This window comes from Citrobacter sp. 21OH12SH02A-Citro (assembly GCF_027919895.1).
In the GTDB taxonomy this organism is placed as follows: domain Bacteria; phylum Pseudomonadota; class Gammaproteobacteria; order Enterobacterales; family Enterobacteriaceae; genus Citrobacter; species Citrobacter braakii.
Map to the genome: position 1 here is coordinate 3,760,428 of NZ_CP114801.1, position 12,149 is coordinate 3,772,576.

The following is a 12,149-nucleotide window of genomic DNA, read 5'->3' on the forward strand; positions in this document are numbered from 1 at the left end:
TGCGCCACCGGGCATCACACGACGTTACTCCTCGATCGCCTGACGGATTTGCTGCAACGATGCGGGATCGTCAATGGTCGTCAGATCGCCAGGATCGCGGCCTTCGCAGATCGCCTGAATCGTCCGTCTGAGCATTTTGCCGGAGCGTGTTTTCGGCAGCTGCGACACAAACCAGACGTGCGCCGGACGACCAAAATTACCAATTTGACTGTCCACCAGCGCCATAATCGCCTTCTCTTCCGAATGGGCAATGTCGCTGTCTTCCAGACTGTCGCTCTGTTTTGGAATAACAAACGCGACCGCCACCTGACCTTTCAGCGCATCCTTCACACCGACCACCGCCACTTCGGCGACGTTTGGATAGCTGGAAATACTCTCCTCTATCTCGCGCGTCCCCAGCCGGTGTCCGGCCACGTTGATCACGTCATCCGTACGGCCCAGAATGAAGTAATAGCCATCGGCATCGCGAATGCCCCAGTCAAAGGTGGCGTACACCTGGCGGGAAAACAGTGACCAATAGGTATTCACAAACCGCGCGTCATCCCCCCAGATAGTCTGAATACAGCCCGGCGGCAGCGGCCCTTCAATCACCAGCATCCCCTTCTCGTTCGCCGCACAAGGTTCACCGGTCACCTCATTGAGCAACTGCACGTTATAGCCGTACATCGGCACGCCAGGACTGCCCAGCCGCGACGGTCGGTCGTCCAGCCCGCGGGCGATAGCCATAATCGGCCAGCCGGATTCAGTCTGCCAATAGTTGTCGATAACCGGGACGCCCAGCGTTTCCGTTACCCAACTGGCGGTCGGTTCGTCCAGCGGCTCACCCGCCAGATACAGCACCTCCAGCGAGGAGAGATCGTGATTGCGGATTTGCGCGGTTGGGAATTTTTTCAGCACGCGGATGGCGGTCGGGGCCGAGAACATCCGGCTGACCTGATACTTCTCAACAATTTTCCACCATACGCCGCAGTCCGGATACGTTGGCAGCCCTTCGTAAACCACCGTCGCCATCCCTGCCAGCAGCGGGGCATACACGATATAGGAATGCCCAACCACCCAGCCGATATCCGACGCGCAGAAAAACACGCCGCCCGCTTTGCCGCCGAAAATGGTGTCCATCGAGGTCGCCAGCGCGACCGCATAGCCACCAACGTCGCGCTGGACGCCTTTCGGTTTACCGGTTGTCCCGGAGGTGTAGAGAATGCAGGACGTTTCGTTCGACTCCAGCCACACAACCGGCACCCGTGCGCCGAGATGCTGTTGGCGTAGCGCGGCAAAGTCGAGGTCACGCCCCTCCACCCGCGCCATTTTCGCCAGACCGCGGTCGACCAGCACCACATGACGCGGCTGATGCTGAGCCTGATCGATCGCATCATCGAGTAGCTTTTTATAGGGCAGGATCTTGCCGCCGCGCGCCCCGGCATCCGCCGAAACGATAACCACTGGTCGGGCGTCGTCGATGCGCGCCGCCACGCTGTGCGAAGCAAAACCACCGAACACCACCGAATGGATCGCCCCAATGCGCGCGCAGGCCAGCAGCGTAATGTGCGCTTCGGCGATCATCGGCATATAAACCAGTACCCGATCCCCGCGCTGTACGCCGAGCGACAACAGCATCGCTGCCACAACATTCACTTCGTCATACAACTGACGAAAGGTAAACGTGCGTTCTTCTTCGGTTTCTGATGACACAGCAATCAGCGCCAGCGCCTCGGGCTGTTTCTCCAGCCAGCGGTCGATGGCGTTATGGCACAGATTGGTCGTCCCGCCGCAAAACCAGCGGGCAAACGGCGGATTGCTGTGGTCCAGTACCTGCGTATACGGCTGCTGCCAGTCAATACGCTGGGCCTGCTCGGCCCAGAACGACTCCGGCTGCGTAATAGAACGTTGATAAAACTCGCTATAAGACATAATGCTCTCCTGTTGAACTTACGCCTGATGAGTCGGGTTTCAGATAACAAACAAATCCATATACTCATTGACCGGCATCTGCTCCAGGCGAGTTCTGTCCAGGGAGACATCCAGAATGCGCTGCTGCTGACGGGTCGGGAACTGACGCGCCAGGTTGATTTTGAACTTCTCGACCAGCTTCGGCATCCCGTCGTTACGACGGCGCGCGTGGCCGATTGGGTACTCCACCACCACTTCTTCAAAACGTGAGCCATCGGTGAATTCCAGGGTGATGGCATTCGCGATGGCGCGTTTTTCAGGATCGTGGTAATCGGCTGTAAAAGCCGGATCTTCAAAGCAGTTGATCTTCTCGCGCAGGGCATCAATGCGTTTGTCCTGCGCCACGCCGTCTTCATAATCTGCCGCGGTTAAGCGCCCGAACAGCAGCGGAATGGCGACCATATACTGGATGCAGTGATCGCGATCCGCCGGGTTATTCAGCGGGCCTTTTTTATCGATGATGCGGATACAGGCTTCGTGCGTACGAATGGTCACTTTTTCGATATCCGCCGCCGTTTTCCCGGCAGCCTGTAGCTGCTCGTACAGCGTCATCGCCGCCTCTACCGCAGTCTGCGAGTGGAACTCGGCCGGGAAGGAGATTTTAAACAGCACGTTTTCCATCACATAAGAGCCGTACGGGCGCTGGAAGCGGAACGATTCGCCTTTGAAAGAGACGTCATAAAAGCCCCAGGTTTTCGCCGTCAGCGCAGACGGATACCCCATCTCACCAGTTTTCGCCATCAGCGCCAGACGTACCGCGCGCGAGGTTGCATCGCCAGCTGCCCAGGATTTACGCGTGCCGGTATTTGGCGCATGGCGATAGGTACGCAGCGACTGCCCGTCAACCCACGCCAGCGACACGGCGTTGAGGATTTCATCCCGGTTCAGGCCAAGCATCTCGGCGACCACCGCCGTGGAGGCCACTTTGACCAGCAGGACGTGATCGAGACCGACGCGGTTAAAAGAGTTTTCCAGCGCAATGCAGCCCTGAATTTCATGGGCTTTAATCATTCCGGTGAGCACTTTTTTCATGGTTAACGGCGCTTTCCCCACTGCTACCGCATTGCGTGACAGCCAGTCAGCCGTGGCCAGAATGCCGCCGAGGTTATCGGAAGGATGCCCCCATTCCGCGGCCAGCCAGGTGTCGTTAAAGTCCAGCCAGCGGATCATCGCGCCGATGTTAAACGCCGCCTGCACCGGATCGAGCTGGAACTGGGTGCCCGGAACGCGCACGCCGTTCGGCACCACAGTCCCTGGGACTACCGGCCCCAGCAGTTTTTTACAGGCCGGATATTCCAGCGCTTCCAGCCCGCAGCCTAAGGTATCAAGCAGGCAATAATGCGCGGTGTCATACGCTACCGTCGAAGTGATCTCGTAATTCATGACGTAATCAACGATATCAACGATTTCACGGTCAAATTCCGGGCGGACGTTCGAAATATGTGCAGACATAACAAGGGTTCCTGTTTTTTATATTTAGAGGTTTTGCATTAGCAACGCTGATCTATCGCGACAAAGACACGATCTTCCGGGCCGGTGTAGTTGGCGGAAGGACGGATAATTTTGTTGTCCTGGCGCTGTTCAATGATGTGCGCCGCCCAGCCAGTGACGCGGGCGATGACAAACAGCGGTGTGAACATTTCAGTCGGGACGCCCATCATGTTGTAGGAGACTGCCGAGAACCAGTCGAGGTTGGGGAACATCTTTTTCGTTTCCCACATCACGTCTTCCAGACGGTCGGCGATGTTGTACATTTTCAGCGAACCGCCTTCCTGAGAAAGCTGTTTCGCCACGCGCTTTATCACCTGATGGCGCGGGTCGGCGATGGTGTAAACCGGATGACCAAAGCCAATCACCACTTCTTTGTTTTCAACGCGTTTACGGATATCCGCTTCCGCTTCGTCTGGCGTTTCGTAGCGCTGTTGGATCTCCAGCGATACTTCATTCGCCCCGCCGTGTTTCGGACCACGCAATGCGCCAATCGCGCCGATAATCGCGGAATACATATCGGATCCGGTCCCTGCAATCACGCGGCTGGTGAAGGTGGAGGCGTTGAATTCGTGTTCGGCGTACAGCACCAGCGAAATATGCATCGCTTTTTCCCAGCTTCGCGACGGCTTTTCGCCATGCAGCAGATGCAGGAAGTGGCCGCCAATGGAATCATCGTCAGTTTCCGGCTGAATACGCTCGCCGTTATGGCTGTAGTGATACCAGTACAGGAGAATAGAACTGAGCGATGCCAGCAGCTTGTCGGCAATATCGCGTGCGCCGGAGACGGTATGCCCTTCTTTTTCCGGCAACGTACAGCCCAGCGCGGAGACGCCGGTGCGCATCACGTCCATCGGGTGCGAGGCAGCAGGCAGCGCTTCCAGAACGGTACGCACGTTTGCGGGCAGCCCGCGCAGCGCTTTTAATTTGCTTTTATAGGCGGTGAGCTCATCACGGGTGGGCAATTTCCCGTGGATCAGCAGGTGCGCGACTTCTTCAAATTCGCACTGCTGCGCCAGATCGAGAATATCGTAGCCGCGATAGTGCAGGTCGTTACCGCTTTTGCCTACGGTACACAGCGCGGTATTTCCGGCGGCGACGCCTGACAGCGCAACCGATTTTTTAGGTTTAATGACATGGGTACTATTTTGCAGGATCGTTGTGTCGCTCATGTTGTCCTCGTCATTTTTATAATATGTAGGGTACAAATTTATTGCCGGATGGCGGCTACGCCTTATCCGGCCTACGACGGTTACTTCTTGGTATACAACGCGTCGAGTTTCTCTTCGAACTGGTAGTAATTGATGCTTTCGTACAGCTCGTTGCGCGTCTGCATAATGTCGATAACGCTCTTTTGCGTTCCTTCCTGGCGCAGCACGTTGTAAACCTTTTCCGCAGCGCGGTTCATGGCGCGGAAGGCCGACAGCGGATACAACGCCATCGCGACGTTCGCGCTGCGCAGTTCATCAGTGGTGAACAGTGGCGTAGCACCAAATTCGGTAATGTTGGCGAGGATCGGCACCTGTACCGCATCGGCAAACTGACGGTACATGGCAAGCTCGGTAATGGCTTCCGGGAACAACATATCCGCGCCTGCTTCGACGTACGCCTGGGCACGTTCGATGGCGGCCTCTAACCCTTCCACCGCCAATGCATCGGTCCGCGCCATGATCACAAAGTTGGGATCGGTACGCGCATCGACGGCAGCGCGGATCCTGTCGACCATCTCTTCTTTCGAGACGATCGCCTTGTTCGGGCGATGACCGCAGCGTTTGGCGCCGATCTGATCTTCAATATGCAGCGCGGCGGCACCGGCTTTGGAAATCGACTTCACGGTCCGCGCCACGTTGAAGGCTGACGATCCAAAACCGATATCCGCATCCACCAGCAATGGCAGCGGGCAAACATCAGTAATACGGCGAATATCGGTTAGCACATCATCAAGGGTAGAAATACCAAGATCCGGCAGACCCAGAGACCCAGCCGCGACGCCGCCGCCGGAGAGATAAATCGCCTGATATCCGGCGCGTTGGGCCAGCAGAGCGTGGTTGGCGTTGATGGTGCCAACGATTTGTAATGGGTTTTCTTTGCTGAGCGCGGCGCGAAACGCCTGCCCTGGGGAGTGTAGAGACATATCCCGTCCTTTGTTATCAACTTGTTATCGTTCGTTGATTTATTTAAAGCAAGGGGTATGCCAAAGACCTTAATTTTTAATTAATTTATATATTTACCTTTAAAAACAATATATTAAATTAAATCCTTGTATCTTTGTTGCACAAAAGCGTGTCAGCTATCGTTTCATGAAACGTTCCTTCACGTTTCATTGCAACATTCATGAAACACAACTAAACCCTAATACTCGGTGCCTTACTTTTTAGGATGGTTATGGCTGATACGCATCTTCCGCCGCGGGTGAACGACGACAAACCGGTTATCTGGACCGTTTCGGTCACGCGCCTGTTCGAACTGTTTCGCGACATCAGCCTGGAGTTCGACCACCTGGCAACCATCACCCCTATTCAGCTTGGTTTTGAAAAAGCGGTGACGTATATCCGCAAGAAGTTAGCCACCGAGCGTTGTGATGCCATCATTGCCGCGGGTTCCAACGGGGCGTATCTGAAAAGCCGTTTATCGATTCCGGTGATCCTGATTAAACCCAGCGGGTTTGACGTGCTACAGGCGCTGGCCAAAGCGGGAAAGCTCACCTCGTCGATTGGCGTCATTACCTATCAGGAAACCCTCCCCGCGCTGCTCGCTTTTCAAAAAACCTTCAATTTGCAGCTTGAACAGCGCAGCTATATCACGGAAGAAGATGCCCGTGGGCAAATCAACGAGCTGAAGGCCAGCGGCACGCAGGCGGTCGTCGGCGCGGGGTTGATTACCGACCTAGCTGAAGAAGCAGGCATGACCGGCATCTTTATCTATTCGGCGGCCACCGTGCGCCAGGCCTTTGTCGATGCGCTCGATATGACTCGTCTGACGCTGCGCAGAAACGGTCCGTACGTTTCCGGCGATACGCTGCGCACCCGCTATGCATTGGGGGATATGCGCGGTCACTCGGCACAGATGGAACAGGTGCGGCACACCATTATGCTTTATGCCCGTTCACGTGCGCCGGTGCTGATTCAGGGCGAAACCGGCACGGGCAAAGAGCTGGCGGCGCAGGCAATTCATCGTGAGTTTTTCACCCGTCAGGAGAACCGGCGCGGTAAACCTTCGCCGCCGTTTGTTGCCGTCAACTGCGGGGCAATCACCGAATCATTACTGGAGGCGGAGCTGTTCGGCTATGAGGATGGTGCCTTTACTGGCTCCCGTCGGGGAGGACGCGCGGGCCTGTTTGAAATCGCCCACGGCGGAACGCTGTTTCTTGATGAGATAGGCGAAATGCCGCTGCCGTTACAAACCCGACTGCTGCGCGTGCTGGAAGAAAAAGAGGTCACCCGGGTCGGAGGACATCAGCCAATTCCAGTCGATGTACGGGTGATTAGCGCCACCCACTGTCATCTGGAGCAGGAGATAAAACAGGGAGAATTTCGCACCGATCTGTTTTATCGCCTGAGTATTTTGCGCCTCACGCTACCGCCGCTACGCGAGCGATTGCCCGATATCCTGCCGCTGGCGGAAGGCTTTTTAAAACAGTCGCTGGCGGAACTGGAGGTGCCGTTTTCTGAACCTGTGCGCAAGGGGCTGGGTCTGAGTCAACCGACGTTACTGAATTATGGCTGGCCAGGGAATATCCGTGAACTGCGTAATATGATGGAGCGCCTGGCGCTGTTTTTAAGCGTCGAGCCGCAGCCGGAGCTGAACGTACAATTCCTGCAGCAGTTGTTACCGGAACTGGCCGTTGCTGTTGACGCGCCGCAGGTATCCTCATCGCTGACGCCACAGCAGGTGCTGGCGCAATTCAATGGCGATAAAACCGCGGCTGCACGATATCTCGGGGTAAGCCGAACCACCTTCTGGCGCAGATTAAAAGAAAACCCGCCGATACAATGACCGGCGGGTATCGTGATTTTTACAGTAGCGTATTATTTTTTCTTGTAGATATTGGCTGTGCCATGGATTTTATTATCCGTTTGACCGGAGGTTAATACCACCACATCGGCCCCTTTCTCTTCTGCTTTCTTCAGCAGCTCTTCTTTAGCGTCTGAGACAGAAACTTCATTACTCGTTGAGATATCACCGATTTTTGTGTACTGCGACTCAACCTTTTCAAATTCAAGTTTTGTCATAAATTCCGCGGCATATGCGTTGGTCACGACAAAAGCTAATGCACCAATAAGTACTTTAATTCCAGTTTTCATAGACCAGCTCCAGGTTTTGTTATTACGCCATCATCGATCCCTGAACATTACATAACGCGATTCAAGGATGATTAATAACTAGTCCAGCCTGGATAAAAAATCCACATTCAGCAGGAATATATAGAGATTTTGCGGCGCAGAAAAAACCGGTCACCGGGTAGCAGCGCGTCAACCTGTTCAAAGTTTCAATAGCCAGTGTGAGTTGATCCTCAGAACAGACAGCGCACTGAAATTATAGTGTTAACTTTATGAGAATCTGAGGAATTGTTGTCTATGGAACCTCTGCACGCCGTCGTACTCACCGTCAGCCTGTTTGTTTTAACTTTTTTTAACCCCGGCGCGAACCTGTTTGTGGTGGTGCAAACCAGCCTGGCGTCAGGGCGACGCGCGGGCGTGATAACCGGTCTGGGCGTCGCCTTAGGCGATGCGTTCTACTCCGGCCTCGGGCTCTTTGGCATGGCGACGCTTATCACTCAGTGTGAAGAGATTTTTTCGTTGATTAAGATTGTCGGCGGCGCCTATCTGCTGTGGTTCGCCTGGAACAGCATCCGGCATCAGGCTACACCGCAAATGCCAACGTTACAGCAGCCGCTTTCCGCCCCCTGGTATGTGTTTTTCCGCCGGGGGTTATTAACGGATTTATCTAATCCGCAAACCGTGCTGTTTTTTATTAGTATCTTCTCGGTCACCTTAAGCGCAGACACGCCAACGTGGGCCAGGTTGATGGCCTGGGCCGGCATTGTGTTGTCTTCCGTTATCTGGCGTATTTTTCTCAGCCAGGCGTTTTCGTTGCCCGCCGTGCGCCGTGCGTATGGCCGAATCCAACGGGTTGCCAGCCGGGTGATTGGCGCCATTATTGGTGTCTTCGCGCTCAGGCTTATTTATGAAGGTATTAGCCATCGATAAGAGAGTTTAACTTGACCATCGTGAGGTAATTGTCCGTAATACCGCCTGAATTTTTAATCGCACGTTGAGTGGCAGTAAGATGGAACAGGTTGAACCGGTAAACGACACATTACTCCTTACAGAATGGCAGGCGCTGTTACGTCAAACATCGCCTGAAGTTCACACGCTCCTGACATCGTTAAGCGATGAAGAGATCCGCCATTTAGTAACCGTTTTTTATGACTATATGCTCTCCCATGCGGAGAGCGCATTGTTCCTCAATACAGAACAGGTCAGTACCCGCCTCAGCGGCAGCATGTTTGACTGGCTGCGCAGCGTACTTGGCAGCGCCCACGAAGATCTCTCACAACTGCTGGCCAAACAGCGCAAAATTGGTGTGGTGCATGCCCGTATCGGCCTGCCCATCGATCTGGTCAACCGCGGCGCGCGCAAGCTGAAAGATGAGCTGTACAGGGTGTTAAAAACAAAGGCGGATTCCACTCCCGCCCTGCTGAGCGATGCTATCTGTTTCAGCAGTCTGGCAATGGATACTGCGCTGGAGGCCATGACGGTCTCCTATTCCCCCAGTTTTCAAAACTCTATGCACACGCAGGAGCAGTACCGTCTACAGACTATTTACGATGACGTTAACGTCGAGCGCGAGCGGCAAATCCGTTCGTTTACCGACTGGGAAAACCAGTTTATTTATAACATCGCCACCGGAATGCCTTTCGGTGAGATGGTGTTTCTGGCGAATTCTGACTTCGGTATGTGGTTATCACATAAGGGAAAACATATCCTCGGCAACAGCAATCTGCTGAATAAGATGGAATCACTGATTGCAGAGATCGACAGTCGTCTGACGACAACCCTGTCGCATCAGCATCAGCCGACAGAACCCGAGCGGATGAGCTTATTGCAGGATGTACGCCAGCTATCGGCAAAAATCCATTTCCTGCTCGCCTCAATGTTCGACGCGCTGGTTAAGCAGGAAAATGGTAAAGATTCGCTGACCCAGTTGCTTAATCGCCGCTTTATTCCGACCATCATGCGGCGCGAGATCTCGCTGGCGTTACATACGCGTAAGCCTTTTACCCTGGCGATGCTGGATATCGACTACTTCAAGCAAATTAACGATAACTTCGGGCATAATACTGGCGATCTGACGCTCAAAAACGTCGCGGCGGTCATTTACGATCATATCCGCAGCAGCGATTACGTGTTCCGCTACGGTGGCGAAGAATTTATGATTCTGCTCGTCGAGTCAGATGAAACACAGGCCAGTATTATTCTGGAAACGCTGCGTATGAAAATTGCCGAGATGCGCATGGCAGCCTCAGCGACAGAAACGTTTTCTATTACCGTCAGTATTGGTATTGCCGAATATGACTATCATCCCGACTATAAACAGTTGGTTGATAAAGCCGATCGCGCACTTTATCTGGCGAAAAGTAATGGCCGCGACCGCGTTGAGGTTTATCAGGAATAATCGTTGCCCTGCAGAGAAATAAATACCCCGTTCAGGGTATTTATCTGACCTGTGATAAATATCGGGCTGTTATTATTTTTCAGGCATATTGGCATGAAGAAAATAACAGCCGCGTAATAAGATGCAAATCAAACACACCAAATCTGAATAGCGCTAGCATATCCCGGTGATGACGCCTTCTGAATGCAGAAGGGGAAATATGAGGGATACTATAAAACCATGAACGGGAAGATGAGAACGCGCTGGCAGCGCCGCCCAGGCACGACCGGGGGTAAACTGCCGTGGAATGACTGGCGCAACGCCAGCAGCTGGCGAAAAGCCACCCAGTTTCTCCTGCTGGCTATCAATATTTATATTGGCGTGGCGTTCTGGTATTGGGTCCGCTATTTCGAAACCGCCGGCACCAGCGTTTATATTCCAAGGCCCGGCGGTATTGAGGGATGGCTGCCGATAGCGGGTTTGATGAATTTCCGCTATACGCTGGAGACCGGTTTTCTTCCGCCTATCCATGCCGCCTCAATGCTGCTGTTAGTTGCGTTTATCCTGATTAGCCTGTTGTTAAAAAAAGCTTTCTGTTCATGGTTATGCCCGGTGGGGACGCTTTCCGAACTGCTCGGTAATCTGGGGAGAAAATTATTCGGTCGTAACTTTACGCTGCCGCGCTGGCTGGATATCCCGCTGCTCAGCCTGAAGTATCTGCTGCTGGGGTTTTTCTTGTATATCGCCCTGTCGATGCCCGCCCAGGGGATTCAGTACTTTCTGACGTCAGCCTATGGAATCATCATCGATGTGAAGATGCTCGATTTCTTTCGCCATATTGGCTCCGCCACGCTCATCTCCGTGGTGGTTATCAGCCTCCTGAGCCTGTTTATTCGCAACGCCTGGTGTCGTTATCTGTGTCCTTACGGCGCACTGCTTGGTCTGTTCTCGCTGTTCTCGCCGTTTAAAATCCGCCGCAACGCCGACAGTTGCATTGATTGCGGGAAATGCGCGAAAAATTGCCCATCGAAAATCCCGGTCGACAGACTGATTCAGGTGCGTACTGTGGAATGCACTGGCTGCATGACCTGTGTTGAATCCTGTCCGGTGGCTTCAACGCTGAGCTTTTCCCTGCAGACACCGCCGGGTGCAAAAGGCAGCGGTAAAGCGTTATGGCGACAAACGGCACTGTCGGGTGTTGCCATGACAATACTGGTACTGGGGATTCTGTTTGCCACCATTGGTTATGCGGTATATGCCAATGTCTGGGATACGCCGGTGCCGGATCACCTGTATTTCCAGTTGATCCCGAAAGCAAAAATGATCGGCCATTAATTCTTTACCAGTATGTTCAAAACCCCTGCCAATTCTGGCAGGGTTTCCTGCCTGTAACGCCATTTTAAGACTATTGCACTTGTGTCATCGTGCCCCCGTTTATACAACCTTAAATATCACCCTAATCATTTTTTCTATTATGTTATGGGCGACTGGGACCACAATAATGAACGGGATAACATCATGACTAAAATAAAACTGGCGCTGCTTTTACCTCTGTTTCTGGCGGGTTGTACGGTGAGCGATGGAGAATTAAGAAACGCTTACGCTCAGCGTTATCAGCAGCCCGCCGCTTATGTCGATATCTATAAACAGAAAATAGCAGGCATGGATATTAATGCGCTGGCCCAATATGCCGCCGCAGAAGATAAGAAAAAAATGCGTGGGCAGCCAAGACTGAAAATCGACGAATTCATTACCATTGAAAATGTGCAGGCGAAAGGAAACCGGGTGGTCTACGATTACTCGCTGTCCGAGAGCTGGCTGGCGCTGTCCACAGATAAACAGCGTGAAAAGCAGACCAATATGAATAAAGACCTGATCTACCGTACCTGCTCGCTGGAAACGGTACGTCTGGCGCAGGCGAAAGGGTTGGAAGAAGAGCATAACTATTACAGCCAGTACCCAGACAAAGTCGCCTTTACCCTGAGAACCAGCGCGCAGATTTGTATGCAAAACGGTTTTACGCAATAACCGCAATCCCCCAGCCTGATGGCGCT

General features: G+C 53.5%; 10 protein-coding genes. 5 read left to right on the forward strand and 5 right to left on the reverse strand.

The features are described from left to right. Positions 1–24: 24 nt before the first annotated feature. From prpE to prpB, 4 genes are all read right to left on the reverse strand, one after another. Positions 25–1,911: a propionate--CoA ligase gene (gene prpE / locus O6D90_RS18320; RefSeq protein WP_016155799.1), complete on the reverse strand. Its 1,887-nt coding sequence runs from the start codon at positions 1,909–1,911 to the stop codon at positions 25–27. A 39-nt stretch (positions 1,912–1,950) separates the two neighbouring features. Next, the gene (locus O6D90_RS18325) at positions 1,951–3,402 is read right to left on the reverse strand and encodes a bifunctional 2-methylcitrate dehydratase/aconitate hydratase (RefSeq protein WP_016155798.1); all 1,452 of its coding nucleotides are present in this window, start codon (positions 3,400–3,402) and stop codon (positions 1,951–1,953) included. Between the two features lie 38 nt (positions 3,403–3,440). Then, complete coding sequence (prpC, locus tag O6D90_RS18330) at positions 3,441–4,610, reverse strand: bifunctional 2-methylcitrate synthase/citrate synthase (protein ID WP_016151947.1); 1,170 nt, start codon at positions 4,608–4,610, stop codon at positions 3,441–3,443. Between the two features lie 80 nt (positions 4,611–4,690). Further along, positions 4,691–5,572 carry a methylisocitrate lyase gene (gene prpB / locus O6D90_RS18335; protein ID WP_016155797.1) on the reverse strand — a complete coding sequence of 294 codons (882 nt, stop codon included), beginning with the start codon at positions 5,570–5,572 and terminating at the stop codon, positions 4,691–4,693. 251 nt (positions 5,573–5,823) lie between these two features. On the opposite strand from prpB, the gene prpR reads away from it, so the two are divergent. After that, positions 5,824–7,434: a propionate catabolism operon regulatory protein PrpR gene (gene prpR / locus O6D90_RS18340; RefSeq protein WP_016155796.1), complete on the forward strand. Its 1,611-nt coding sequence runs from the start codon at positions 5,824–5,826 to the stop codon at positions 7,432–7,434. Between the two features lie 32 nt (positions 7,435–7,466). On the opposite strand, the gene yahO is transcribed toward prpR, so the two are convergent. Next, entirely contained in the window at positions 7,467–7,742 is a 276-nt protein-coding gene (gene yahO, locus O6D90_RS18345) for a DUF1471 family periplasmic protein YahO (RefSeq protein WP_016151944.1), read from the reverse strand. 273 nt (positions 7,743–8,015) lie between these two features. Between yahO and O6D90_RS18350 the strand changes: the two genes are divergently transcribed. The 4 genes from O6D90_RS18350 (at position 8,016) to O6D90_RS18365 (ending at position 12,123) form a co-directional block, all read left to right on the forward strand. Further along, positions 8,016–8,648, forward strand: coding sequence for a LysE family transporter (locus tag O6D90_RS18350; RefSeq protein ID WP_016151943.1), 633 nt, complete (start codon positions 8,016–8,018; stop codon positions 8,646–8,648). A 79-nt stretch (positions 8,649–8,727) separates the two neighbouring features. Further along, entirely contained in the window at positions 8,728–10,116 is a 1,389-nt protein-coding gene (locus O6D90_RS18355) for a diguanylate cyclase (protein WP_016151942.1), read from the forward strand. 219 nt (positions 10,117–10,335) lie between these two features. Beyond that, positions 10,336–11,430 (forward strand): 4Fe-4S binding protein, encoded by a 1,095-nt coding sequence (locus tag O6D90_RS18360; RefSeq protein ID WP_032931024.1) that lies wholly within the window; start codon positions 10,336–10,338, stop codon positions 11,428–11,430. Positions 11,431–11,613: 183 nt separating this feature from the next. After that, positions 11,614–12,123: a hypothetical protein gene (locus O6D90_RS18365; protein WP_225836838.1), complete on the forward strand. Its 510-nt coding sequence runs from the start codon at positions 11,614–11,616 to the stop codon at positions 12,121–12,123. The last annotated feature ends 26 nt before the right edge of the window (positions 12,124–12,149 follow it).

Coding starts and splice junctions, on each gene's coding strand:
- prpE (WP_016155799.1), bottom strand. CDS start 1,911: ATGTCTTATAGCGAGTTTTATCAACGTTCTATTACGCAGCCGGAGTCG.
- O6D90_RS18325 (WP_016155798.1), bottom strand. CDS start 3,402: ATGTCTGCACATATTTCGAACGTCCGCCCGGAATTTGACCGTGAAATC.
- prpC (WP_016151947.1), bottom strand. CDS start 4,610: ATGAGCGACACAACGATCCTGCAAAATAGTACCCATGTCATTAAACCT.
- prpB (WP_016155797.1), bottom strand. CDS start 5,572: ATGTCTCTACACTCCCCAGGGCAGGCGTTTCGCGCCGCGCTCAGCAAA.
- prpR (WP_016155796.1), top strand. CDS start 5,824: ATGGCTGATACGCATCTTCCGCCGCGGGTGAACGACGACAAACCGGTT.
- yahO (WP_016151944.1), bottom strand. CDS start 7,742: ATGAAAACTGGAATTAAAGTACTTATTGGTGCATTAGCTTTTGTCGTG.
- O6D90_RS18350 (WP_016151943.1), top strand. CDS start 8,016: ATGGAACCTCTGCACGCCGTCGTACTCACCGTCAGCCTGTTTGTTTTA.
- O6D90_RS18355 (WP_016151942.1), top strand. CDS start 8,728: ATGGAACAGGTTGAACCGGTAAACGACACATTACTCCTTACAGAATGG.
- O6D90_RS18360 (WP_032931024.1), top strand. CDS start 10,336: ATGAACGGGAAGATGAGAACGCGCTGGCAGCGCCGCCCAGGCACGACC.
- O6D90_RS18365 (WP_225836838.1), top strand. CDS start 11,614: ATGACTAAAATAAAACTGGCGCTGCTTTTACCTCTGTTTCTGGCGGGT.